The organism is Chelatococcus sp. KU-N122, assembly GCF_055391085.1.
In genome coordinates, this window is the sequence record NZ_AP043981.1 from 1,316,887 (window position 1) to 1,340,377 (window position 23,491).

A 23,491-nucleotide genomic window follows, 5' to 3' on the forward strand; every position below is an offset into this window, starting at 1 on the left:
CGGTCGGATGCGCCTCATCCGGTCGGACAGGCAGGCTCCCGACCTTTGGATCCGGGGCTCTTGCGCCGCTCGGGCCTCACGACGACACCACCGCGGCATCGAAGCCCGCGGCGCGGACGGCGGCGATGATGGCGTCGGCGTGGTCCGCGTCCATGGCCTCGAAGGTCACCTCCACGTCGGCGTCGCGCGCCGAGAGCGCCAGCAGGCTGCGGTGGTGCTGCACCTCGAGGATGTTGGCACCGGCCTCGCCGAGCGTGGTGGCGATACGCGCCAAAAGCCCCGGCTGGTCGGCGATGGCGATGCGCAGCTTGACGATGCGGCGCTCCCGCATCAGCTCGCGCACCAGGATCGAGGCCAGCAGGCGCGGATCGATGTTGCCGCCCGACAGCACCACCCCCACCGACCGGCCGCGGAAGCGCTCGCGGTGGGCCAGCAGACCGGCGAGCGCGGCGGCGCCGGCGCCTTCGGCCACCGTCTTCTCGATGTTGAGATAGAGCGCCACCGCCTCTTCCAGCGCCTGCTCGTCGACCAGCAGCACCTCGTCGACGCGGGCGCGGACGATGGCCCGGGTGAGCTCGCCCGGATACTTCACGGCGATGCCCTCGGCGATGGTGCTGCCGCCGCCGGCGAGCGCGGCGCCGTTCACCGCGCAGTGCATGGCGGGATAGCGCGCCGCCTGCACCCCGACCACCCGGATCGCGGGGTTGATGGCCTTGGCGGCGGTGGCGATGCCGGAGATCAGGCCGCCGCCGCCGATCGGCACGATCAGCGTATCGAGGCCGGGCTGATCCTCGAGCATCTCGAGGCCGACGGTGCCGGCGCCGGCGATCACCTGCGGGTCGTCGTAGGGGTGGATGAAGGTCAAGCCGCGCTCGGCCGTGATCTCGGCCGCCCGGGCGGCCGCGTCGGCCAGGCTGTCGCCGGCCAGCACCACCTCGGCGCCGTGGGCGCGGGTGTGCTCCACCTTGGTGAGCGGAGTGGCCCGCGGCATGACGATGGTGGCCGGCACGCCGAGCCGCCTGGCGTGGAAGGCGACGCCCTGCGCGTGGTTGCCGGCGGACATGGCGGCGACGCCGCGCGCCCGCACCGCCGGATCGAGCGTCAGCAGCTTGTTGAGGGCGCCGCGCTCCTTGAACGAGGCGGTGAACTGGTGGTTCTCGAACTTGATCCAGACGCGGGCGCCGGCCATGTCCGACAGCACCTGGCCGTAGAGCTGCGGCGTGCGCACGACCTGGCCCTCAATGCGCGCAGCGGCTTCCTTGATGTCGTCGAGACCGATCATGTGCTGGCGTCCCCGCTGCCACGCCGAAGGGTGGCCGCCCACCTTAGGGCGGGATGACTTTTCCTCGAATCATCATCCCTCTCTAAGTCCTTGTTTTGAGCATGATCTTGTCCAAAAACCGGTGTCCACTTTCTGGGGGATCATTCGCACGCCCGGCGAGGGCGTGTCCGATCAGACGCGGCCCGCAGCCCAGCAAGCGCTCCGGCGCGGGCATCTATGGCCAGGCCCTGCCGCTGGCCATCGCCTCGAGCAGGGGCGCCCAGTCCGGCTGCGGCGTCAGGCGGAACAGGTCTCGCAGGGCCTCGTGGAGCTGCGGCGCGGTGAGCTCGACGCGCTGCGCCTCGCCGTCCACCGGCCGGATCGTCAGCCGGTTGCGCAGCAGCGTGTATTTCACCTCCGGCGCCACGCGGGCCAGGATCAGCTCATGGGTGAAGTGGCTGCCCGGGTGGGTGGCGGTGAACCAGTTGGCGACGGTGAAGTCGCTCTCGTGCTGGGGCGTGCGCGACAGGTCGTAGGCCGTGACCCAGGCATCGTCGATGAAGGCCTCCAGGGCCCAGCCGTCCGCCGTCGGCCGCACGCGCAGGGTATCGTGGCGCAGGCGCCGGGGCGCCGGATCACCCAGGCGCAGCGGCGCCGTCGGCACGCAGGCGCCGAAGCCCACGTCCGCCAGCCATTCGTCGCCGTCGACGGCGACGGCGAGCGCCATGTGCGTGCGCGCCGGGACGGCAGCCGGCGCGGCCCTTGCCCAATAGACACGGCCGAGGTGCGCCGTGACGGCAAAGCCGATCGCCTCCAGCACGCGCTTGAACAGGCTGTTGTGCTCGAAGCAGTAGCCGCCGCGCCCGCCGTGGACCAGCTTCGCCTCGACCGCGGCGGGATCGAGCTCCACCGGCCGGCCGAGCAGCACGTCGATCGCCTCGAACGGGATGGCCGCCGGGTGCAGCTCGTGCAGGGCGGTCAGGGTCGCGAGCGTCGGCGTGCGCGGGCCGCCGTAGCCGATGCGCCGGCAGTAGGCGTCGAGATCGACGCGATGCACCATCTTGCCTCCCGGGACGTGTGGAGCGTGTCGATCAAGACGACACGGACCGCTCAGGTGTGACATGCCCCGCCGCGCGCGATCGTGCCCCCCGGATCGTGGCCAGCGCAAGCGGGCGGTTGGAAGCGGCCATTGCTGCGGCAGAGCCGCGCCGGCTCTATCGTATCCCCCGCATCGACAGGAGGGCGGATGATCGATCTGCGCCAGCTCCGGCATTTCATCGCCGTGGCCGAGGAGCTGCATTTTCATCGGGCGGCGGCCCGGCTGAACATGTCGCAGCCGCCGCTCACCGCTTCGGTCCGCAGCCTGGAGGCGGAGATCGGCGCCCGGCTGATCGAGCGCGGCAACCGCACGGTGCGGCTCACCGCGGCCGGCGCCGCCTTCCTGGACGAGGCGCGGCGCACGGTCCGCCAGGCGGAGCGCGCCGTCGCCGCGGCGCAGGAGGCGGCGGACGGCCGCGCCGGCATCGTGCGCGTGTCCTATGTCGGCAGTGCGCTCTATGGGCGCCTGCCGGCCCTCATCCGCCGCTTCCGCCAGGATTGCCCGGGCATTCGCCTGGAGCTGCGCGAGGCGACGACGGCGCAGCAGGTCGCGATGCTGAGGGAGCAGCGGGCCGACGTGGCCGTGCTCATCCCGCCCGCGGCGGACAGCGCCGACATGGCCCTGGCGCCCTTCGATGCGGACCGCCTGGCCATGGCGCTGCCGCACGAGCATCCCCTCGCCGGCCGCTCCCGCCTGCGTCTCGGCGCGCTTGCCGACGAGCCCTTCGTGCTGTGGCCGGCGGTGGAGGGGCGGGGCTTCCACCTGCGGGCCATCCGCCTGTGCGCGGAGGCGGGCTTCGTCCCCCGTGTGGTGCAGGAGGCGCACGGCATGCACGCGGTGCTGTCGCTGGTGGCCGTCGCCGCCGGGGTCTCGATCGTTCCCGGCAGCATGGCCGGCTTCCGCGCCGGCGAGATCGTCTATCGGCCGATCACGAGCCGGCAGGCCCGGTTCGAGCGCGCGCTGTGCTGGCAGGACCGGCCGCAGCCACCGGCCGTGCAGCGCCTCCTGGCCCTGGCCGCGCCGGGCGATCCTGCGGCCGCGCGATAGCAAGCGCCGATCGTGGCGGCTCATCGATAGTATTGGCGCCTATCGCCCGGCGACGGCACTATGGGACCGCTGCAGCGTCCCGCCCCTTCACGACGGAGGATCCACCATGCCGTTCGGGCGTCTGCGCGCCGCCGCCGCGGCCCTGCGACGGGCCATCCTCGCCATCGCCATCGTCCACCTCGCCGCAGGCCTTGCACTGGCGAACAACTCTTCGAAAGCCAACGGAATGATCTACCAGCTGCGGATCTACGAAATATTCGACAGTAACAAGGCGGCCTTCCACGCCCGCTTCCGCGACCACGCCATGCGCATCATGCGGCGCTACGACTTCGACATCACCGCGGCCTGGGAGACCAGGACGGGCGAGCGCGCGGAGTTCGTCTACGTGGTCCGCTGGCCCGACGAGGCTGTCATGAAGGACCGCTGGGCCCGGTTCATGGCGGACGAGGAGTGGGCCCGGATCAAGCGCGAGACGGCGGCGGTGAGCGGCGACATGGTCGGCGGGATCGAGGAGCGCATCCTGCAAGCCGTCGACTATTCGCCGCAGCAGTGGCGGTAGGCCCGACCGCTCGCCCCGCAGCTCCAGGTCTTTTCATCGGGAGCGTTTCTCTCCGATCGGGACGCGCTCCAGGCCGATCACTCGGCGATGTCGATGATGGTCTTGCCCCAGCCCTGGCCGGACAGGGCGAATTCCATCGCCTCGGCGAAGGCGGCGAGCGGAAAGCGGCGGCCGACGGGCGGCGCCAGCCGGCCCTCCTCCACCCAGGCGAGCAGCTGGGTCACATGCGCCTGGGCGCGCTCGGCCTCGAACAGGAAGAACTGCCGCACGTCGACGCCGACCAGGGCAGCGCCCTTCATCAGCGGCAGGTTCACCGGCAGCTTGGGGATCGGGCCGCCGGCGAAGCCCACCACCAGATGACGGCCGCGCCAGCTCTGCGAGCGGAAGGCCGGCTCGAACAGCGGGCCGCAGACGGGATCGAACACCACGTCCGGCCCGGCGCCGCCGCAGGCCGCCTTCAGCCGCTCGCGCCAGCCCTCCGGCTCGGTATCGAGGATGTGCTGCGCCCCGTGCTCCTGGGCAAACGCGCGCTTCGCCGGCGTGGAGGCGGCGGCGATGACCTCGGCGCCGAGCAGCGCGCCGATCTGCACGGCCGCCACGCCGACGCCACCGGCCGCGCCCAGCACCAATAGGCGCTCGCCCGGCTGCAAGGCCGCCCGGTCCTTGAGCCCGTGTAGCGCGGTGACGTAATTGGTGCGGAAGCCGGCCGCCTGGCCGAAGCTCATGGCGTCGGGGATGCGCCGCACCGTCTCCGCCGCCGCGACCGCATATTCGGCCAGCCCGCCGCCGAAGGCGGAGGCCATCACCCGGTCGCCCGGCCCGACCTGCGAGACCCCGGCGCCGACGGCCGCGACGACGCCGCCGACCTCCATGCCAGGGGTGAATGGGGTCGGCGGCTTCACCTGGTAGCGGCCGAGCGCCACGAGGGCGTCGACGTAGCCCATGCCGCAGGCGTGGACCTTGACGAGGACCTGCCCGGCCGCGGGTGTCGGCGTCGCCACCTCGATGAGACGGTAGTCATCGATGGAGTCGATGGATTCGGCCCGCACGGTCTTCATGAAGCAGCTCCAGATGGGTGAAGCCGCGCAGGCCCAGAAACAACCGCCGCGCCGCCAACCGCGCGAACTTAAGGTCTCGGCCGCAGCGGGACTTCCCCATGGCCCAGGATTTCATTTATCGACTAGCTCGATGAATAGCGCCAACCTCCAGAATGTGGCGGCCTTCCTGAAGGTGATCGAGGCCGGCGGCTTCACCGCCGCCGCCCGCGAGCTCGGCGTCACCCAGTCGACCGTGAGCCGCCGCGTCGCCGAGCTGGAGCGTCAGCTCGGCCGCCGGCTGCTGGAGCGCACGACGCGCCGCCTGATGCTCACCGAGGCGGGCGAGCGCTACGGCGAGGTGGTGCGCACGCTGGTCGCCAGCCTCGCCGACGCCGAGGCCGACCTCAACGACGACGACGCCCGCGCTCAGGGGCCGCTGCGCATCACGCTGCCGTCCAGCTTCGGGCGGCTCGTCGTGCTGCCGGCCCTCGCCCCGTTTTGCGCCTGCCACCCGTTGGTCCGCTTCGATATCGACCTGTCGGATCGCTACGCGGACCTGCTGTCGGAGGGCTACGATCTAGCCGTGCGGCTGGCCGAGCCGCACGAGTCCGGGCTCGAAGCGAAGCTGGTGGGCCGGATGCGCGTCGCCATCTGCGCCACGCCCGACTACCTCGAGCACAACCCCATCCATGGCCCCGACGACCTTGTCCCAGAGCGCTGCCTCGTGCAGCGCACCTATGCGCCGCGGACCATCTGGCCGGTGCGCTACGGCGGCGTCACCCGGCGGCTGCAGATACGGCCGCGGATGATCCTCAGCGACGTGGAAGCCGTCAGGATCATGGCCCTGGCCGGCCTCGGCATCGCTGGCCTTCCCGACTATCTGATCGGCGACGACCTCAGGGCGGGCCGGCTGCGCCCGGTGGCCGCCGACATCACGCTGCCGCGCGCCCGCATCTACGTCGTCTGGCCGCGGCACAAGTCGGCCGTGCCGCGCGTGCGCGCCCTGCGCGATCACCTGACGGCGGCGCTCGCGTCCGCCTCGGGCGCGGATTAGCGCGCCCGCCATGACGCTCGTGGCCCCGGCCACGCGCGAGCGGGCTGGATCAGGCGCGCCGCCTGGGCGATGCTGGCGCGCGTGGAGCGCGGGAGACCGGATTCGATGGCGGATGCCGACCCTTACGAGTTGCTCGGTGTAGCGAGGAACGCCTCGCAGAAGGATATCCAGCAGGCCTTCCGTGGGCTGGCCAAGAAGCTGCACCCGGATCTGAACCCGGGCGACAAGGAGGCCGAGAAGAAATTCCAGGCGATATCGGCCGCCTACGACATCCTGGGCGACGAGGAGAAGCGCGGCCGCTTCGACCGCGGCGAGATCGACGCCTCCGGCGCCGAGCGGCCGCAGCGCCGCTACTACCGCGATTTCGCCGACGCCGGCGAGGCCGCCGGGGCCTACGGCGGCGGCGCCGGCTATGCCGACATGGGCGATGCCGACGACATCCTCGCCGCCTTCTTCGCCCGCGGCGGCGGCCCGCGCGGCGTCCGCCTGCGCGGGCGCGACCGGCACTATCACCTGGACGTCGACTTCCTCGACGCGGTGAACGGCGCCACCCGGCGCATCGTGCTGCCCGACGGCTCGGCGCTCGACGTCGCCATGCCGCCCGCCGCGCAGGACGGGCAGACGCTGCGGCTCAAGGGCAAGGGCGAGCCCGGACCGGAGGGCGGCGAAGCCGGCGACGCTCTGATCGAGATCGCGGTGAAGCCGCATCCCCACTTCAAGCGCGACGGCGACGACATCCGCCTGGAGGTGCCGATCTCGCTGGTGGAGGCGGTGCTCGGCGGCAAGGTGACGGTGCCGACGCCCACCGGGGCCGTGAGCGTCACCGTCCCCAAGGGGTCCAGCACCGGCCGCGTGCTGCGGCTCAAGGGCAAGGGCGTGGCCGGACGGGGCGACGAATACCTGACCCTGCGGGTGGTGCTGCCCGAGACGCCCGATCCGGAGCTCGAAGCCTTCGCCGAGGGCTGGGCGGCCGGCAAGGCCCACGATCCGCGCAAGGAGATGGGGATATGAGCATCGATGCGACGGAGCTGTGCCGGCAGGCGGGCATCGAGCCGCGCGTGCTGGAGCTGTGGGTCGCCACCGGCTGGGTCCGCCAGACGGGCGCGGCCGCCAGCGCCGGCTACTCGGCCATCGACGTGGCGCGGGCGCAGCTGATCCGCGACCTCACCGGGCCGATGGGCGTCAACGACGACGGCATCGGTGTGATCCTCGATCTCGTCGACCAGGTGCACGGCCTGCGCCGGGCGCTGCGCGGCATGAGCGCCGCCGTCGCCGCCCAGCACGTGTCGGTCCGCCAGCAGATCCGCGCCGAGGTGGAGCGGCTGGCGCAGGCGGAGGCCGGCGGGACTGCCGATCCGGCGGCCCGCTAGAGCGCTTTGCGATTGGGTGGACCCACCCAATCGCAGAAAAGCGCTCCAGATTCAAAAAGTTATGAGCATTTCTCTGCAATTGGATGATCTCATCCAATTGCAGAGAAATGCTCTAGGCGCTTTCGCACAGTGATGTCGACGCTTCGCTCCGCCGCGGCAGACGGCGTGCGGCGCGGCCGCTGCGCACCTCGCCCCGCCTGCGGCCATCGGATTCACGCATCTGGACGCTGTAGCGTAAGCCCTTGCTCTGAAATCGTATTGCAAGCTGGACCGCCGCCCACCCCTACCCCTCCCCGCCACTTCGTGGGGGGAGGGAGGAGCACATGCTTGCAGCCTTTGGGAGAGTAGGCGAGCCGGCCAGACGAACGGCCTCCCCCCTTGCGGGGAGGCTGTCCCGAGCAAAGCGGAGGGGCTTGTGGGGGTGGGGTCCAGCCGCCTCAACGCCAGCAGAACGTGCCTCGTCGCGATGTGCATGCGACAGCCGCACGCGGGGTGCGCTGCGGCAACGACGGCGCCAAAGCGTCAAGACGTCTGTGCAGAGTTTCCCTAAACCTGTGGACCTGGAGCCCTCCTGGCTCAGGCCGCGAACACCGGCGGGCGCACCTGTGCCCACGGGCGGGCCGCCTCCAGATCGCGGGCGAGCTGCAGCAGCGTCGCCTCGTCGCCCATGGGCGCGACGATCTGCACCGCGAGCGGCAGGCCGTCGTGCCAGCCGGCCGGCACGCTGATGGCCGGCTGTCCGGTCATGTTGAACAGGCCCGTGTAGGGCACCGTGTCGAAGAGGTGGTTGAACCAGCCTTCGGCGCTGAGCGGCGCGTTCTGATCGAGGAAGCCGAGCTTCACCGGTGAATGGCGCAGGCACGGCATGATGAGCGCGTCGTAGCCGGCCATGAAGTGGCCCAGCGCGCGGTTGACGGCGTTCATCTGCACGAAGGCCATCTCGTAATCCATGGCCGTGAGCTTGGCGCCGGCCTCGGCGCAGGCCAGCGTCGCCGCCTCCAGGTTGTCGGCCGACGGCGTGACGCCGAGCATGTCGGCGAGCCCGAAGGCGCCGGCCGCCAGGAAGCCCATCCAGGCGACGTAGCTCGCCCGGCTCCAGGCCTCGCGGTCGAAGGCGGGCGCCGCCTCGACCACCGCATGCCCCTCCCCCTCCAGCAGCAGCGCCGTCGCCCGCACCGCCTCGGCGACGTGCGGATCGGGCTCGGGCAGCCCCGGCACATGGGTGGCCAGGGCGAGCTTGAGCTTGCGCGTCGGCCGGCCGACGACCTCGGCGTAGTGCTCCGCCGGTCGCTGGATCTCAAACATCGCCCCGATCTCCGGGCCCTCGACGCAGTCGAGCAGGAGGGCTGCGTCGCGCACGCTGCGCGTCACCGCGAACTCGATGCCCATGCCCATGAGCGGCAGCATGTAGTCCGGCCCGATCGGCGTGCGCCCGCGGGTCGGCTTCAGCCCGACGACGCCGCAGCTGGCGGCGGGGATGCGGATGGAGCCGCCGCCGTCGTTGGCGTGGGCCATCGGCACCACCCCGGCGGCCACGGCGGCGGCGCTGCCGCCCGACGAGCCGCCGGGCGAGCGGGTGACGTCCCACGGGTTGCGGGTAGGTCCGTAGAGCAGCGCCTCGGTGGTCGCGTTGAAGCCGAACTCGGGCGTCGTGGTGACGCCGACCGTGTTGAGCCCCGCCTGGCGGAAGCGGGCGAACAGCTCGGAGCTCTGCTCGGGCACGTACTGGCCGGCGGCCAGCAGCCGGGTGCCCATGCGATGGGGCACGCCGGCCAGGTGCAGGACGATGTCCTTGACCAGGAACGGCACGCCGGCGAACGGCCCGTCCGCCGCGCCCGCGAGCGGCGTCTCCAGCCGGCGCGCCATCACGTTGAGGCGGTCGTTCACCGCATCGATGGCCGCGTTGGCGCAGGCGGCCAGCTCGTCCCCGGTGACCTCGCCCTTGCGCACCAGCTCGCTCAGGCCGACGGCGTCGTGCGCGGCATATTCGGACAGCTTCATCGGACCTGGCTCCCTCGTCGTTGGAGGCGCTAGCCTGCAACGGCGGAGGAGCCGCCCCGATAGCGCATTTGCGCTATTGATCCGGCCGATGGCCGAGGGCAGCGGCGAGGCCCAGCTTGCTGGTGACGTGCAGCTTGCCGAAGATCGCCCGGATGTGGTTGCGGGCCGTGTGCGGCGAGACGTCGAGCGCCCGGGCGATCTCGCGGAAGCTCGCGCCGCGCGCATAGGCTTCGGCCACCTGCCGCTCGCGCGGCGTCAGCGGCCGGGCGCGCTCCGCCTCGTCGATCTCCAGCAGCCCCAGCCCGAACAGCTCCCGCAGCCGCAGCCGGATCTGCTCGTCGCCGTAGCAGCCGCGGGCGACCAGCATTTGCGTCAGCCGCGCCGGCAGGCGGCCGCCCGGCGCCTCGATGCCAGCGTCCGCCAGCCGCTTCAGGAAGGCGCCCGATACGTGCTCGAGGCGCCCGTCGAGGGTGAGCGTCGCTGTCGACGAGCCCGCCCCCCAGGCGTTCGCCGCCAGCCGGTTGCGCAGCGCCACGGCGAGATGGCGCAGAAACAGCCGTGCATGGCCGACGTCCTCCGCGGTGAAAGCTGCGCCGTCCGCACCGCGGTAGAGCGACAGGAACAGAAAGCCGTCGGTCACGAGGCCCGGCGCCGTCACCGAGACGGCGGCGCGGATGCCGTGCCGGTCGAGCACGCGACGCAGCGCGGCCGGCGTCTCCTCGCCGAACTGCGCCACCGCATGGTCGCGCTGCCGGGCGAACTCGGCGGCAAGGGGGTCGAGATCGCGGATGCGCCGCCATTCCTGGGCAAAGCCCTTGGGCAGCTTGTGCCGATACTCGCCGAGCAGCAGCGGCAGCCCCGCGCCGTCGAAGCTGGCATGGCCGAGCCAGGCCGCATCGAAACCCAGGCTCATGGACAGGCGGCCGATGGCGCCGTCGAGGAACGCATCGGACAGCACCACGTCCGTCTGCGCATGGAGCGCCAACAGCGCCTCGTCGAAAGCGCCGATCGGCGCCATCTCGCGCCCCGCCGCGGCCACGCCGGGGCGGATGGAGCTCAACGCTGCGTGCTCGTTGCCACGTGCCATGCCGCGACGCCCGCTGGAGATGGAAGACCAAGCTAATCGTGCCGCAGGATTATCCGCAAGAACCGCGCCACCGCACGAGCGGGAGCCCGACGTCAGGCGAGCCGCAGCACGGCCGCGCCGACGGCGATCGTCAGCACCGCCGCGAGGCGCGCCCGGCCGACACGCTCGCCGAGCAACAGCCCGGAGATCGCCGTGCCGAACAGGATCGAGGTCTCGCGCAGGGCGGCGATGACGGCGACCGGTGCCGCCGTCATCGCCCATAGCGCCAGCCCGTAGGAGACGAGCGTGCAGGCACCGCCGACGAGCCCGAGCCGCCAGCGGTGGGCGATCGCCGCGCCGAGGGCCGCGCGCTGGCGCAGCAGCGCCCAGGCGGCGAGCGGCAGGCCGGTGAGCAGGAACACCCAGAGCGTATAGGCGGCCGGCGCGCCGGAGGCGCGCACGCCGGCACCGTCGATCAGCGTGTAGGCGGCGATGACCACTGCATTGGCGAGCGCCACGGCGATGCCCTGGCGGCTGCCGCTGCGGCCGCCCGCCGCCATGGCGAGGATGCCGAGGCAGGTGACGGCGATGCCGAGCCAGGCCCGCGGCGACAGCGCCTCGCCGATCCACAGCGCCCCCACCAGGGCCACCAGCAGCGGCGCCGCACCGCGCATGAGCGGATAGGTCTGGCTCATGTCGGCGACGTGGTAGGCGCGCGCCACCAGCACGTAGTAGCCTACCTGCACGACGGCGGAGGCCGCCAGGTAGGGCCAGCTCGCGGCGGCCGGCGCCGGCAGCAGCGGCAGCGCCAGCCCGGCGATGAGCGCCGCCGCGCCGGCCACCAGCACCGTCATCATCAGCTTGTCGCCGGCGCCCTTGATGATGGCGTTCCAGGTGGCGTGCAGCGCCGCGGCGAACAGGATGATGGCGAAGACGCTGCCGGACATGGGCTGACCGATCCTCCGGACGCCGCCGCGCCCCGCAGCAGGTATAGCGGATCGGGAGGACGAACCCGGGGGGCCTTCGAGCGGATGGATGCCCGGGTCAAGCCCGGGCATGACACCATAGGCGTGAGGTGCCGACCTCCCAGCGTCATGGCCGGGCTTGACCCGGCCATCCATCGACTTTGGAGACCGAAGCCGCGAGGCCTACCCCGCCGACGCCGCGGCAATCACCGCGGCGTCCGGCGCGTCGCCGTGCAGCCGCTCGACCTCCGCGGCCCGGCGCAGCAGCACCGCCCGCTGGTTGATGTAGCCCTTGTCGGTGATCTCGCTGGCGTCGATGGACGGCGCCTCCAGCGTGAACAGCAGGCGCGCCACCGCCGTCGAGCTCCCCGGTGCGGCGGCGTTGTGGCGGGCGAGCGCAGCGCCAATCGCTTCGCGCACCGCCGGATGCGCCACCACGGCCTCGGCCGGCGCGTCGGCGGCCAGATCTGCGCAAAGCGTCCGGCAGGCGGCGAGGTTGGGGAAGGCGAGGAGGCCGATCGCGTCGCGGTCGTGGCCGGTGATGACGGCATCGTCGATGAGCGGCGCGGCGGCGGCGAGCACGGCGAGGCGCAGCATGCCGACGTTGACCCAGGTGCCGGTGCTGAGCTTGAAGTTCTCGGCCACGCGCCCGTCGAACAGGATGCCCTTGGCCGGCACCTCCGGATCGGCGAAGCGGGCGGCGTCCCCGGTCTTGAACCAGCCGTCGGCGAAGGCGGCGGCGGTGAGGTCGGGGCGGCGCCAATAGCCGGGCGTGACGTTGGGGCCGCGCACCCGCATCTCCAGCCGCTCGCCGGACGGCGCCAGCATCAGCTCGCAGCCGGGCATGGGCAGCCCGATGATGCCGGCCCGGTCCACCGCGAAATGGCCATTGGTGACGCAGGGCGCCGTCTCGGTCATGCCCCAGCCCGACAGCATGGGCACCACATGGCCGCGCGCCGCGCGCGAGCACGCCTCGAGCCGCTGCCACAGCGGCTGCGATAGGGCGGCGGCGGCATAGAACACGATCTTCAGCCGACTGAAGAAATGCGCGTTGAAGGCCGGGTCGACCTCGAGCTGGTCGAGCAGGCAGGCATAGCCGCGCGGCACGTTGAAATAGGCGGTCGGCGCCACCGCCTTCAGATTGGCCACGGAGCGGGCGAACAGCGCCGGCGTCGGCCGCCCCTCGTCGATGAACAAGGTGCCGCCGTTGCGCAGCACCAGGTTGAAATTGTAATTGCCGCCGAAGGTGTGGTTCCAGGGCAGCCAGTCGACGATGACCGGCGCCTCGTCCTCCAGGAACGGCCAGATCTGGGCCGTGCTCTCCTGGTTGGAGCAGAGCATGCGCTGGGTGTTGATGACGCCCTTCGGCAGATCGGTGGAGCCGGAGGTGAACAGGATCTTGGCGATCGTGTCGGGGCCGACGGCCGCATGGGCGCGGTCGACCGCCGCGGTCGGCAGCGTGGCGCAGAGCTCGCCGAAAGGTGTTGCACCGAGGCCCTCGGCCCCCGCCGCCGCGACGATCTCGGCGCCGCCGAAGTCCACCGCCTCGAGCGCCGCCCCGTACGCCGCGAGGTCGTCGATGAAGACGAGCTCCGGCGCGACGAGCTCCGCGAGGTGGCGGAGCTTGGCGAAATCGCGGCTGAGCCGGGCGTAGGCGGTCGACACCGGCGCCACCGGGATGCCGACATGCATGGCGGCGAGCATCATCACCGCGTGGTCGATGCCGTTCTCGGCCAGGATCAGGATCGGCCGCTCCGCCGTGAGGCCGCGGTCGAGCAGGGCCTGGGCGACGGCGCGGGTCAGCCGCTGTGCCTCGCCGTAGGTGAGGATGCGCCACTCCTCCGCCGGCGCAGCCCCGGCCCGCTGGGCCAGGAACGTCCGGTCGGGCGCGCGCTCCGCCCACTGGTCCAGCAGCACCCCCAGGCTGCGCGGCGCCTCGTCGAGCGGCAGGGGCGAGCGCAGCACGAGGGCGCCGTCGGCGCGGCGCTCGACGTCGACGCGCGCCGGCGCGAAGCGGGTGGAGGGCGGCGGCACGGCCGGACTGGTCCATGGAGCCGACACGGCGGCGCCCTCGTTTGGCATCTCTCTCCCCCTCCTGTTGGCACGTCGGTGCGGGTTCGGCCGTTCGGCCTTCGGCGCGGCGGGTACGGGCCGCGGCGGTTCGTACTATGCATTATAATTCTTGCAATTCAAAAAATATACGCACTATGATGCATGACAACACATGCGCGGCGCCAGGCACGCCCGCAGCAAGGGCCAGGGAGGATCGCATGAAGGCCGAGGACGACTGCCGGCTGCGCAGCACGAGGCGTGGGCTGTTGAAGGGCGCCGCGGCGTGGAGCGCGCTCGGCGCGGCGGGCTCGCTCGCCAAGCCCGCCCTGGCTCAGGCCGTGCCCCTGCGCGTCGGCCTGATGCTCCCCTACACCGGCACCTACGCCAAGCTCGGCCAGTTCTGCGACCAAGGCTTCCGCCTGTTCGTCGAGATGAACGGCGGCAAGCTCGGCGGCCGCGACATCAGCTTCGTCCAGGTCGACGACGAGTCGAAGCCGGAAGCGGCGACCGACAACATGAACAGGCTGGTCTCGCGCGACAAGGTCGACGTGGTGCTCGGCACCGTCCATTCCGGCGTCGCCATGGCCATGGTGAAGGTGGCGCGGGACACGGGCACGCTGCTGCTGATCCCCAACGCCGGAGCCAACGATGCCACCGGCCCGCTCTGCGCGCCCAACATCTTCCGGACGTCGTTCTCCAACTGGCAGGTCAATTTCCCCATGGGCAAGGTGATTGCCGACGCGGGGCACAAGAAGGTCGTCACCATCACCTGGCGCTACACCGCCGGCCAGGAGATGATGGCCGCCTTCAAGGAAGGTTTTGGCAAGGCGGGCGGTACCGTGGTCGAGGAGCTCGCCCTGCCCTTCCCGGAGGTCGAGTTCCAGGCGCTGCTCACCCGCATCGCCGCCATCAAGCCGGATGCAGTGCACGCCTTCTTCGCCGGCGGCGGCGCGGTCAAGTTCGTGCGCGACTATGCGGCGGCCGGCCTCAAGGGGCAGATCCCGCTCTACGGGCCGGGCTTCCTGACCGACGGCACGCTGAAGGCGCAGGGCGAGGCGGCCGACCGCATCCGCACCACGCTCCACTACGCCGACGACCTCGACACTCCCGCCAACAAGGCCTTCCTCGCCGCCTTCAAGACGAAGACCAACGAGGTCGGCGACATCTATGCGGTGCAGGGCTACGACGCGGCCGCGCTGCTCGCCGTCGGGCTCGCCGCCGTCAAGGGCGACTTCAGCCAGCGCGACGCTTTGATCAAGGCCATGGGGGCCGCCCGGCTCGACAGCCCGCGCGGCCCGGTGAGCTTCAACAAGGCCCACAACCCGATCCAGAACATCTATCTGCGCGAGGTCCGCAACGGCGCCAACGCCTATGTGGCGGTCGCGCAGGCCAACGTCGACGATCCGGCCCGCGGCTGCCGCATCGCCTCGTGACCGGACGCGGGCGCGCGGCAGCGGCGCGCCCGTCGCCTCTGCCTAGAGCATTACCCGATCAGATGGAACCATCTGATCGGTAGAAATGCTCCAAGTCTTTGAATCCGGAACGCTTCCCGTTCGGGTAGACGACCCGAACGGGAAGCGTTTCAGCCCCCTCCTGCCCGGGCATCATTCCATGGACTTGCAGACCTTCGCCGTCCAACTGCTGAACGGCGTCCAGTACGGGCTGGTGCTCTTTTTGGTGGCCAGCGGCCTCACGCTGATCTTCGGCATTCTCGGCGTCATCAACCTGGCGCACGGCGCCTTCTACATGCTGGGCGCCTACCTGGCGTATTGGCTGACGGTGACCACCGGCAGCTTCTGGCTGGCGTTGGTGGGCGGCGTCGCCATCGCCTTCTGTCTCGGCCTGGCGCTGGAGGAGGTGCTGGTCAAGCGCCTCTACGGTCGCGACCACCTCACCCAGGTGCTGATGAGCTACGGCCTCATCCTGGTCATCGACGAGGCGCGGCAGATCCTGTTCGGCAAGGACGTGCATTCGGTCGCCGTGCCGGCGCTGCTCGACGGCGGCATCCGGCTGACGGATGTGCAGACCTATCCGGTGTACCGGCTCGCCGTCTGCGCCTTCTGCCTCGTCGTGGCGGCCGGCGTATTCGCCCTCATCCACCGCACCCGCATCGGCATGATCGTGCGGGCCGGCGCCGAGAACCGCGAGATGACGCGGGCGCTGGGCATCCCCTTCGACACCGTCAACCGCACCGTCTTCGCCGCGGGCATCGCGCTCGCCGCGCTGGCCGGCCTCGTGGTGGCGCCGATCTCGACCGTCTTCCCCGGCATGGGCGACGGCATGCTGATCCTGTCCTTCGTCGTGGTGGTGCTCGGCGGTATCGGCTCGGTCACCGGCGCCGCCATCGGCGCGCTTCTCGTCGGGCTCACCGACACCTTCGGCAAGGTGTTCTTCCCCAGCCTGTCGAGCATGCTGATCTACGTGGTGATGGCCCTCGTCCTGATCTGGCGGCCGACCGGCATCCTCGGCCGGCGGGAGGCATGATGAGCGCCGCCGGCAGACGCTCCTGGCTCGTCTTCGCGCTGCTCATGGCGCTCGCCGCGCTGCCGCTCTTGGCGCCCGGCTATTATGTGCAGTTCGCCACCAAGATCCTGCTCATGGGCATCGCCGCCATGGCGCTCAACCTGGTCGTCGGCTTCGGCGGCCTGGTCAGCCTCTGTCACGGCGCCTTCTTCGGCCTCGCCGGCTACGTGCTGGCGCTGACGGCGCCGCGCGACGACCCGGCGTCCCTGTGGTGGAGCCTGCCGCTGGCGCTAGCCGCCGTGGCGCTCGCGGCGCTGGTCATCGGCGCCTTGTCGCTGCGCACCCGCGGCCTCTACTTCATCATGGTGACGCTCGCCTTCGGCGAGATGCTGTTCTACCTGTTCCAGGACGCGACGTTCGCCGGCGGCTCGGATGGCACCTTCATCTATTTCAAGCCCGAGGTCGCCGTAGCGGGCCTGACCCTGGTGGATCTGGAGAAGCCGGCGCAGTTCTTCTGGCTCGTGCTGGCGCTGGCGGGCGGCGTCATCGCCCTGCTCCGCCACCTCGTCGCGGCGCCCTTCGGCCGCGCGCTGCAGGCCGCCCGCGACAACGAGCGGCGCGCCCGCTCGCTCGGCTTTCCGATCTACCGCCTCCAGCTCACAGCCTTCGTGCTGTCGGGCGCGCTGACGGCGCTGGCCGGCTACTTTGCCGCGGCGCAGTTCGGCTTCGTGGCGCCGCAGATGCTGGGCTGGCACCTCTCGGCCGTGCTGCTGGTGATGGTCCTGCTCGGCGGCCTGCGCACCGTGGCCGGCCCGCTCCTCGGCGCCGCCGTGCTGATGGGCCTGGAGGAGGTGCTGAAGCTCACGACCGAGCACTGGAAACTGATCGAGGGACTGGTCATCATCGGGGTCGTCCTGGCGGCGCCCGGCAGCCTGCGGCGGCTCGCCGGCGTCGCCTTCGGCGCGGGCGCGGCGCCACGTGGCCACGGCACCCCGCCGCCTACCGCGGCCAAGGATGCGGGTGCGCCCGCAAGAGCATTTCCCGATCAGATGGACTCATCTGATCGGACAGAAATGCTCCAAGCCATTGAATCTGGAGCACTTCTATCTGATCGGGCGGTTCCACCCGATCAGATGGAAGCGCTCAGGCCGGTGCGCCATGCCTGAGGTCGCGCTGCGGGCCGAGAACCTCGAGCGCCGCTTCGGCGGCCTGCGCGCCGTGGCGGGAGTCAGCCTCGAGCTGCGGCGCGGCGAGATCCACGCCGTCATCGGCCCCAACGGCGCCGGCAAGTCGACGCTCATCAACCTGCTGTCCGGCGATCTGGCCGCGAGCGCCGGCGACATCCTCCTCGACGGCCGCTCGCTGCGGCGCCTCGGACCGGACCGCCGCGGGCGCCTGGGCCTCGGCCGCGCCTACCAGAAAACGACGATCTTCCGCGCCCTGAGCGCCCTGGAGAACGCCGGGCTCGCCGCGCAGGCGCGGGCCGCCCGCCCGCTCGGTCTGCTACCCCGGCGCCGGGACGAAGCGGCGATCGAGGGGCTGGCCGCCGCCGCGCTCGCGGCGGTAGGCCTGGCCGACCGCGCCGCCGTGCGGGCCGAGCTGCTGAGCCACGGCGAGCAGCGCGCGCTAGAGATCGCCATGGTGGTCGCCGGCGGCGCCCATGTGCTGCTGCTCGACGAGCCGCTGGCCGGCATGGGCGCGGAGGAGGCCCGCGCCATCACCGCGCTGATCCGCACACTCAAGGCCGGACGCGCCGTGCTGTTGGTGGAGCACGACATGGATGCGGTGTTCGCGCTGGCCGATCGGCTGACGGTGATGGCCGACGGGCGGGTGATCGCCAGCGGCCTGCCACACGACGTGCGCCGCGACCCGCAGGTGCGCCAAGCCTATCTGGGCGACGGAGGATCACCATGACGCCCTTGCTGGCCGTCGAGCGGCTCGAGGCCTTCTATGGCGCGAGCCAGGTGCTGAAGGGCCTCGACCTGGAGGTCGCCCCGGGCGAGGCGATCGCCCTCGTCGGCCGCAACGGCATGGGCAAGACGACGCTGCTGCGCTCGCTCATGGGCCTGGTCGCCGACCGGCGCGGGTCGATCCGCCTCGCCGGCCGCGACATCGCCCGCAGCCCTCCGGAGGCGATCGCCCGCGGCGGCATCGCCTACGTGCCGGAGGGGCGCGGCATCTTCGGCTCGCTCACGGTGATGGAGAACCTGGTGATGGCGGCGCGGCCGGGCCGCGACGGCCGCCGGCCCTGGACGCTGGAGCGCGTGCTGGCCCTGTTCCCGCGCCTCGCCGAGCGCCGCCGCCACGGCGGCCAGCAATTGTCGGGCGGCGAGCAGCAGATGCTGACCATCGGCCGGGCGCTGATGACCAACCCCGAGCTCATCCTCGTCGACGAGGCGACCGAGGGGCTGGCGCCGCTGGTGGCCCAGGAGATCTGGCGCACGCTCGCCGTGATCCGCGGCGAGGGCGCCGCAGTGGTCGTCGTCGACAAGGACATGCGCGCCCTCGCACGCCTCGCCGACCGCATGGTCGTGCTCGCCAAGGGCGAGATCGTGCTCTGCGACCGCCCCGCGGCGCTGCAGGCGACGCCCGGGCTGCTGGAGCGCTACGTGGGCATCTGAAGCGGGGCGCGGACGTGGTTCAGCTGGCACGAACGGCGGAACCGCCAGCGGACAACGATCTGTAGCGGCCGGGCGAGGCGCCCATGATGCGGCGGAAGGTCGTGCTGAACGCAGCTTCAGACTCGTAGCCCACCGACGAGGCAATGGCGGAGATGCGCTCGTCCGATCGTCGCAATCGGTCTGCCGCCAATCGCATCCGCCAGTCGATGAGGTAGTCGAGCGGCGTCCGCCCGACCACGGTGCGAAAGTGCTCGGCGAAGCTGGTTCTCGACATGCCCGCAAGGCCCGCGAATTCCGCCAGCGTCCATTTCCGGCCCGGATCGGCGTGCATCGCTCCGACAGCTCGCGCCAGACGCGGGTCCGACAAGGCTCCCAGCCAACCGGGGGATTTCGTGGCTTCGTCCGCGAGCCAGAGGCGAAGCACCTGTAGCAGCATGATCTGGGACAGATGCTCCGCCATCAGCGTGCCGCCCGGCGGCCGTGCCTTGAGTTCGTCGGCGAGTTGCTCCAGCGCCCAGCGCAGCACGGCCGCCTGGGCGGACGCATCGCGGACATGGACGACCGCCGGCAGGGCGCCGAACAACAAGGCCGCATGATCGCCCTCGAAGGAGAACCGGCCGCCGATCAGGAAGAAGTCGCCGCCGCCGTTGCACGTCGCGATGCCATCCACCGCCCGGTCGTAGATCGTCGCGGAATCGATCGTCGGCAGAGCAAGATCGGTGGCGAACCGGAAGGGACGACCGCGCGTCAGGAGAAAGCAGTCACCCGCCTCGACGCGCTGCGCCTCTGCCTCGCCTTCCACCCGCACCCAGCAGGATCCGCGCATGACTGCGTTGAACTTGATGCCCTCATGCGGCGGAAAGCGGATCGCCCAAGGGCCGCCCGCGTCGAGGCCGGCGCTGATCGCGCTTTTGGGCCTCAGCAAAGCAAGAATATCGGACAAGGGATCCAAACGCAGCAATCCGAACGATCAAGAATGAAATTCGGATTTTACAGCATGGATCGTCCAGCTTCCAGCGCCGATCGTCTCCTGCGCATCAGCGATGACAGGACATACCGCATGATCGATCACCAGAAGCCGCTCGTCTCCGGCTTCGGAGCGAGAAGCTCGGCCCGCGAGGTGCTCGGCGGCCTCGACCTGTCCGGCAAGCGCGCCGTCGTCACCGGAGGCCATTCCGGCCTCGGCCTGGAAACGACGAAGGCGCTCGCCGGAGCCGGCGCGTCGGTGATCGTGGCGTCGCGCGATCCGGCTTCGGCCGCCAAGGCCACCGCCGACATGCGCGGCGTGAGCGTCGAGCGGTTGGACCTCTCGGATCTCGACAGCGTGCGGTCCTGCGCCGATCGGATTCTCGGTCTCGGCACCCGCATCGACATGCTCATCAACAATGCGGGCGTCATGGCCTGCCCGCAGACGCGCGTCGGATCGGGTTGGGAGGCGCAGTTCGCCATCAACCATCTCGGGCATTTCGCGCTGGCCAACCGGCTCTGGCCCGCTCTCGAAGGCGGCGCCCGCGTCGTATCGGTATCGTCGGCCGGCCATCACGCCTCGCCGATCCGCTGGGACGACATCCAGTTCGAGCATGGCTATGATAAATGGCTCGCCTATGGCCAGTCCAAGACGGCCAACGCACTCTTTGCGCTCCATCTCGACCGCCTGGGCCGCGCGGCCGGCATCCGTGCCTTCTCGCTGCATCCAGGCAAAATCTTCACGCCGCTGCAACGACATCTGTCGCAGGCCGAGATGATCGCCGCCGGCTGGCTCGACGCAAACGGTGCCCCGGCCGACCCGACCTTCAAGACCCCCGAACAGGGCGCGGCGACGGCGGTATGGGCCGCGATCTCACCCAAGCTCGACGACCTTGGTGGCCTGTATTGCGAAGATTGCGACGTGGCCGTGCGCGCCGAAACACTCGACCAACCTTTCGTCGGCGTCCGCGCCTATGCAAGCGATCCCGACGAAGCCGAACGGCTCTGGAGGCATTCGGCCGAACTCGTCGGTCCCTGAGGACCGGCGGCACTGCAACAACCTGAAACGTGTGCTTGAGCAATTATGAGCGTGAGTGGACGCCGGTTCGCTTGCAGAAAATACGACACAACAAATAGATGGCGAGTTTCCGCGATTCGAAGAAACGCGAAAATTCTCTAATACGTCTCCACGTGGTAGCGGCCGCTGCCGCGCAGGTCGGCCTTGAGCGCGGCCCAGTCGAGGGCAGCACCCCGGCAAACGTCGGCGAAGGCCTCGTCGACGCCCGTCTCCATGGCCTTGAGGCCGCAGAGATAGACGTGCGTGTGCGGATCGCGCAGCAGCCGGGCGACGCGCTCGGCGTCGGTGCGGATCCGGTCCTGCACGTAGGTGCGCGGCTCGCCCGGGATGCGGGAATAGCAGAGGTGGCGGGCGAGCAGGCTCTCCGGCACCTTCTGCAGCGGGCCGAAGTACGGGAGTTCCTGCGGGCGGCGGGCACCGAAGAACAGCAGCAGCTCGCCGGCGGCGCCGGGCATGGCGCGGCGGCGGCGCTCCGTGAAGCCGCGGAACGGGGCCGAGCCGGTGCCGGTGCAGATCATGATGATGTTCGCCGACGGATCGTTCGGCATCAGGAAGGTGGCGCCGAACGGCCCCGTCACCTCGACGCTGGCGCCCTTCGACAGGTCGCAGAGATAGTTGGAGCACACGCCGCCGGGCTCGCGCTTCACCGTCAGCGCCAGATTGTTGGCGTTGGGCTTCTCGCCGTCGCGGGGGCTGGCGATCGAGTAGAGACGAATGGCGTGCGGCTCGCCCGCGGCCGTCGTGCCCGGCGGCACGATGCCGATGCTCTGCCCTTCCAGCACCGCGAACGGCAGTTGGCCGAGGTCGAGGATGATGTGGCGGACGTCCGCCTCGCCGTCCGGCGCGGTGAGGCGGTAGTTGCCGACGACGGTGGCGTGCGCCGGCTTGCCCCTGTTGTAGAGGTTGACCGTCGGCTTGCTGGCCGACACCGGCGCCACCGGCTTGCCGCCGAGGCCGCGGCGCGCCTCCTCCAGGAGGGCGCTGACCTCGTCCTCCAGCGCCTCGATGGCCCCGTCGGCGCGCTCGCCGAACTCCTCCTGGGCCGGCAGTTCGCCCCAGGAGAACTGCTCATCCAACGTGTAGGCCCGCGCCACCACGCGCCAGTTGTCGATGGCGCCGGTGGGACAGGGGGCGATGCAGTCCATGCAATAGTTGCAGATATCGGCATTGACGACATAGTTGTTGTCGTCGTGCGTCACCGCATCGATCGGGCACGTTTCTTCACACGTATTGCACCGGATGCAGATCTCCGGATCGATGACATGCTGCTTGATCAGTGTCGCGGTGCTCATGGACCGTATTCCGAAATACTGCGAGCGGCCATGTCCGAAACGCCGCTCGCCGGCTTACGCAGCGATCTTCACGTACTCGAAGTCGCCGGACTTGTTGTCGATGCCGACCTTGGGGGCGGCGATCCAGCTGGCGAACCGGCCGGGCTCCGCCACCGGCTGCATCAGGGCGGCGATGAAATCGCCGTCCGCCGTCGAAGGCAGGTACTGGTCGTGGGTCTTGCGCCAGGTGGCGTCGTCGACCAGCACCCCCTTGGGCGTGGCGTTGATGTCCTTGAACTCGCCGATCTGGCGGTGGAAGGCCACGTGCGGCAGCTCCAGGCGGAAGCGCACACCGGTCTTCTCGATGATCTTGTTCCAGCGCTCGACGCCCTTGGCGCAGTCGATCACGTAGTCGTCGCGCAGGCGCATGTTGAGCGCCGTCAGCGCCGGCTCCTGCACCAGCTCGATCTTCCCATCGATCATCTTCATCACCGGATAGGTGTCGCGCGTCAGCCGGTGATCGTCGTCGATCTTGGTCTCCTGGAAGCGGCCCTTCATCCCGGCATTGTAGAAGTTCGCCGCATTGGTCGAGACTTCCGAGCCGAAGAGGTCGAGCGACAGCGAGAAGTGCAGGTTCATCTTCTTCTGGATGGTCGGCAGGTCGATGACGCCGAGCGCGCGGATCTTGTCGACCGCGAAGGGATCGTCGATGCCGGCCGCCACCATGGCCTCGCAGGTGCGCTGGATGGTACGACCGACGCCGGTCTCGCCGACGAACATGTGGTGCGCTTCCTCCGTCAGCATGAAGCGGCAGGTGCGCGACAGCGGATCGAAGCCCGACTGGGCCAGGCTCTCCAGCTGCATCTTGCCGTCGCGGTCGGTGAAGAAGGTGAACATGAAGAAGGACAGCCAGTCGGGCGTCGCCTCGTTGAAGGCGCCCAGCATGCGCGGCGCGTCCTCGTCGCCGGAGCGGCGGCGCAGCAGGTCGTCGGCCTCCTCGCGGCCGTCACGGCCGAAGTATTTTTGCAGGAGATAGACCATGGCCCAGAGGTGCCGGCCCTCCTCCACGTTGACCTGGAACAGGTTGCGCATGTCGTAGAGCGACGGCGCCGTCTTGCCGAGGTGGCGTTGCTGCTCCACGGACGCCGGCTCGGTGTCGCCCTGGATGACGATGAGCCGGCGCAGCATGGCGCGGTACTCGCCGGGCACCTCCTGCCAGGCGGGCTCGCCCAGGTGCTCGCCGAAATTGACCTTGCGGCCCTCCTCCTGGGGCGCCAGCAGCACGCCCCAGCGGTATTCGGGCATGCGCACATAGTCGAACTTGGCCCAGCCCTTGGGATCGACCGACACGGCGGTACGCAGATAGACGAGGGATTCCTGAAAGCCCTCCGGCCCCATGTCGTTCCACCAGTCGAGGTAGCCGGGATGCCACCCCTCCAGGGCTTTCAGCACCTGCCGGTCGGAGGCGAGATCGACGTTGTTGGGAATCTTGGTGGTGTAGTCGACATTGATGACGTCGGACATGGTCGAACTCCGTTCTCAGCGAATGGCGAGGCGAGAAACAGGCATTGGCGCGATGCG

General features: G+C 70.5%; 22 protein-coding genes. 11 read left to right on the forward strand and 11 right to left on the reverse strand.

What is annotated here, in order from left to right; genetic code table 11:
- Positions 1 to 76: 76 nt before the first annotated feature.
- Both ACZ5PO_RS05865 and ACZ5PO_RS05870 read right to left on the reverse strand, forming a co-directional pair.
- The gene (locus ACZ5PO_RS05865; protein ID WP_464191223.1) at positions 77 to 1,282 is read right to left on the reverse strand and encodes a threonine ammonia-lyase; all 1,206 of its coding nucleotides are present in this window, start codon (positions 1,280 to 1,282) and stop codon (positions 77 to 79) included.
- A 214-nt stretch (positions 1,283 to 1,496) separates the two neighbouring features.
- Positions 1,497 to 2,321, reverse strand: coding sequence for an arylamine N-acetyltransferase family protein (locus tag ACZ5PO_RS05870; RefSeq protein ID WP_464191226.1), 825 nt, complete (start codon positions 2,319 to 2,321; stop codon positions 1,497 to 1,499).
- A gap of 186 nt (positions 2,322 to 2,507) precedes the next feature.
- Here ACZ5PO_RS05870 and ACZ5PO_RS05875 point away from each other — a divergent pair, with 186 nt between their 5' ends.
- Together ACZ5PO_RS05875 and ACZ5PO_RS05880 are read left to right on the forward strand one after the other, a co-directional pair.
- Positions 2,508 to 3,407 carry a LysR family transcriptional regulator gene (locus tag ACZ5PO_RS05875; RefSeq protein WP_464191228.1) on the forward strand — a complete coding sequence of 300 codons (900 nt, stop codon included), beginning with the start codon at positions 2,508 to 2,510 and terminating at the stop codon, positions 3,405 to 3,407.
- A 106-nt stretch (positions 3,408 to 3,513) separates the two neighbouring features.
- Entirely contained in the window at positions 3,514 to 3,966 is a 453-nt protein-coding gene (locus tag ACZ5PO_RS05880; protein WP_464191230.1) for an NIPSNAP family protein, read from the forward strand.
- A gap of 77 nt (positions 3,967 to 4,043) precedes the next feature.
- On the opposite strand, the gene ACZ5PO_RS05885 is transcribed toward ACZ5PO_RS05880, so the two are convergent.
- Positions 4,044 to 5,024, reverse strand: coding sequence for an NADPH:quinone oxidoreductase family protein (locus ACZ5PO_RS05885; RefSeq protein ID WP_464191232.1), 981 nt, complete (start codon positions 5,022 to 5,024; stop codon positions 4,044 to 4,046).
- Positions 5,025 to 5,154: 130 nt separating this feature from the next.
- On the opposite strand from ACZ5PO_RS05885, the gene ACZ5PO_RS05890 reads away from it, so the two are divergent.
- The 3 genes from ACZ5PO_RS05890 to ACZ5PO_RS05900 all read left to right on the forward strand — a co-directional run bounded on the left by ACZ5PO_RS05890 (position 5,155) and on the right by ACZ5PO_RS05900 (position 7,427).
- Positions 5,155 to 6,057: a LysR family transcriptional regulator gene (locus ACZ5PO_RS05890; RefSeq protein WP_464191234.1), complete on the forward strand. Its 903-nt coding sequence runs from the start codon at positions 5,155 to 5,157 to the stop codon at positions 6,055 to 6,057.
- Between the two features lie 105 nt (positions 6,058 to 6,162).
- Positions 6,163 to 7,068, forward strand: a complete 906-nt coding sequence (locus tag ACZ5PO_RS05895) for a DnaJ C-terminal domain-containing protein (RefSeq protein WP_464191236.1) — start codon at positions 6,163 to 6,165, stop codon at positions 7,066 to 7,068.
- Entirely contained in the window at positions 7,065 to 7,427 is a 363-nt protein-coding gene (locus ACZ5PO_RS05900) for a chaperone modulator CbpM (RefSeq protein ID WP_464191238.1), read from the forward strand. The genes ACZ5PO_RS05895 and ACZ5PO_RS05900 overlap by 4 nt, the downstream gene beginning before the upstream one ends.
- Before the next feature lie 576 nt (positions 7,428 to 8,003).
- Here the strand turns inward: ACZ5PO_RS05900 and ACZ5PO_RS05905 are convergent.
- The 4 genes from ACZ5PO_RS05905 to ACZ5PO_RS05920 all read right to left on the reverse strand — a co-directional run bounded on the left by ACZ5PO_RS05905 (position 8,004) and on the right by ACZ5PO_RS05920 (position 13,541).
- The gene (locus ACZ5PO_RS05905) at positions 8,004 to 9,428 is read right to left on the reverse strand and encodes an amidase (protein WP_464191240.1); all 1,425 of its coding nucleotides are present in this window, start codon (positions 9,426 to 9,428) and stop codon (positions 8,004 to 8,006) included.
- A 73-nt stretch (positions 9,429 to 9,501) separates the two neighbouring features.
- Positions 9,502 to 10,515: a helix-turn-helix transcriptional regulator gene (locus tag ACZ5PO_RS05910; RefSeq protein WP_464191242.1), complete on the reverse strand. Its 1,014-nt coding sequence runs from the start codon at positions 10,513 to 10,515 to the stop codon at positions 9,502 to 9,504.
- 92 nt (positions 10,516 to 10,607) lie between these two features.
- Positions 10,608 to 11,441, reverse strand: coding sequence for an EamA family transporter (locus ACZ5PO_RS05915; protein WP_464191244.1), 834 nt, complete (start codon positions 11,439 to 11,441; stop codon positions 10,608 to 10,610).
- A gap of 201 nt (positions 11,442 to 11,642) precedes the next feature.
- Positions 11,643 to 13,541 (reverse strand): feruloyl-CoA synthase, encoded by a 1,899-nt coding sequence (locus tag ACZ5PO_RS05920; RefSeq protein ID WP_464191246.1) that lies wholly within the window; start codon positions 13,539 to 13,541, stop codon positions 11,643 to 11,645.
- Positions 13,542 to 13,729: 188 nt separating this feature from the next.
- Here ACZ5PO_RS05920 and ACZ5PO_RS05925 point away from each other — a divergent pair, with 188 nt between their 5' ends.
- The 5 genes from ACZ5PO_RS05925 (at position 13,730) to ACZ5PO_RS05945 (ending at position 18,595) form a co-directional block, all read left to right on the forward strand.
- Positions 13,730 to 14,944, forward strand: a complete 1,215-nt coding sequence (locus tag ACZ5PO_RS05925) for an ABC transporter substrate-binding protein (protein ID WP_464191248.1) — start codon at positions 13,730 to 13,732, stop codon at positions 14,942 to 14,944.
- 178 nt (positions 14,945 to 15,122) lie between these two features.
- Positions 15,123 to 15,995: a branched-chain amino acid ABC transporter permease gene (locus ACZ5PO_RS05930; RefSeq protein ID WP_464191250.1), complete on the forward strand. Its 873-nt coding sequence runs from the start codon at positions 15,123 to 15,125 to the stop codon at positions 15,993 to 15,995.
- Positions 15,995 to 17,140 carry a branched-chain amino acid ABC transporter permease gene (locus ACZ5PO_RS05935; protein WP_464191252.1) on the forward strand — a complete coding sequence of 382 codons (1,146 nt, stop codon included), beginning with the start codon at positions 15,995 to 15,997 and terminating at the stop codon, positions 17,138 to 17,140. Before ACZ5PO_RS05930 ends, ACZ5PO_RS05935 begins: the two co-directional genes overlap by 1 nt.
- Complete coding sequence (locus tag ACZ5PO_RS05940; RefSeq protein ID WP_464191255.1) at positions 17,133 to 17,888, forward strand: ABC transporter ATP-binding protein; 756 nt, start codon at positions 17,133 to 17,135, stop codon at positions 17,886 to 17,888. The genes ACZ5PO_RS05935 and ACZ5PO_RS05940 overlap by 8 nt, the downstream gene beginning before the upstream one ends.
- Positions 17,885 to 18,595 (forward strand): ABC transporter ATP-binding protein, encoded by a 711-nt coding sequence (locus tag ACZ5PO_RS05945; RefSeq protein WP_464191257.1) that lies wholly within the window; start codon positions 17,885 to 17,887, stop codon positions 18,593 to 18,595. Before ACZ5PO_RS05940 ends, ACZ5PO_RS05945 begins: the two co-directional genes overlap by 4 nt.
- 19 nt (positions 18,596 to 18,614) lie before the next feature.
- On the opposite strand, the gene ACZ5PO_RS05950 is transcribed toward ACZ5PO_RS05945, so the two are convergent.
- Together ACZ5PO_RS05950 and ACZ5PO_RS05955 are read right to left on the reverse strand one after the other, a co-directional pair.
- Positions 18,615 to 19,547 carry an AraC family transcriptional regulator gene (locus ACZ5PO_RS05950; protein ID WP_464191259.1) on the reverse strand — a complete coding sequence of 311 codons (933 nt, stop codon included), beginning with the start codon at positions 19,545 to 19,547 and terminating at the stop codon, positions 18,615 to 18,617.
- An 18-nt stretch (positions 19,548 to 19,565) separates the two neighbouring features.
- Positions 19,566 to 19,769 (reverse strand): hypothetical protein, encoded by a 204-nt coding sequence (locus ACZ5PO_RS05955; protein WP_464197256.1) that lies wholly within the window; start codon positions 19,767 to 19,769, stop codon positions 19,566 to 19,568.
- Here ACZ5PO_RS05955 and ACZ5PO_RS05960 point away from each other — a divergent pair.
- Positions 19,716 to 20,600, forward strand: a complete 885-nt coding sequence (locus ACZ5PO_RS05960) for an SDR family NAD(P)-dependent oxidoreductase (RefSeq protein ID WP_464196700.1) — start codon at positions 19,716 to 19,718, stop codon at positions 20,598 to 20,600. The two genes, ACZ5PO_RS05955 and ACZ5PO_RS05960, sit on opposite strands and share 54 nt — an antisense overlap.
- 137 nt (positions 20,601 to 20,737) lie before the next feature.
- Here the strand turns inward: ACZ5PO_RS05960 and boxA are convergent, their stop codons facing one another.
- Both boxA and boxB read right to left on the reverse strand, forming a co-directional pair.
- Positions 20,738 to 21,931 carry a benzoyl-CoA 2,3-epoxidase subunit BoxA gene (boxA, locus tag ACZ5PO_RS05965; RefSeq protein ID WP_464191261.1) on the reverse strand — a complete coding sequence of 398 codons (1,194 nt, stop codon included), beginning with the start codon at positions 21,929 to 21,931 and terminating at the stop codon, positions 20,738 to 20,740.
- A gap of 54 nt (positions 21,932 to 21,985) precedes the next feature.
- Positions 21,986 to 23,434, reverse strand: coding sequence for a benzoyl-CoA 2,3-epoxidase subunit BoxB (gene boxB, locus ACZ5PO_RS05970; protein ID WP_464191263.1), 1,449 nt, complete (start codon positions 23,432 to 23,434; stop codon positions 21,986 to 21,988).
- Between the last annotated feature and the right edge of the window lie 57 nt (positions 23,435 to 23,491).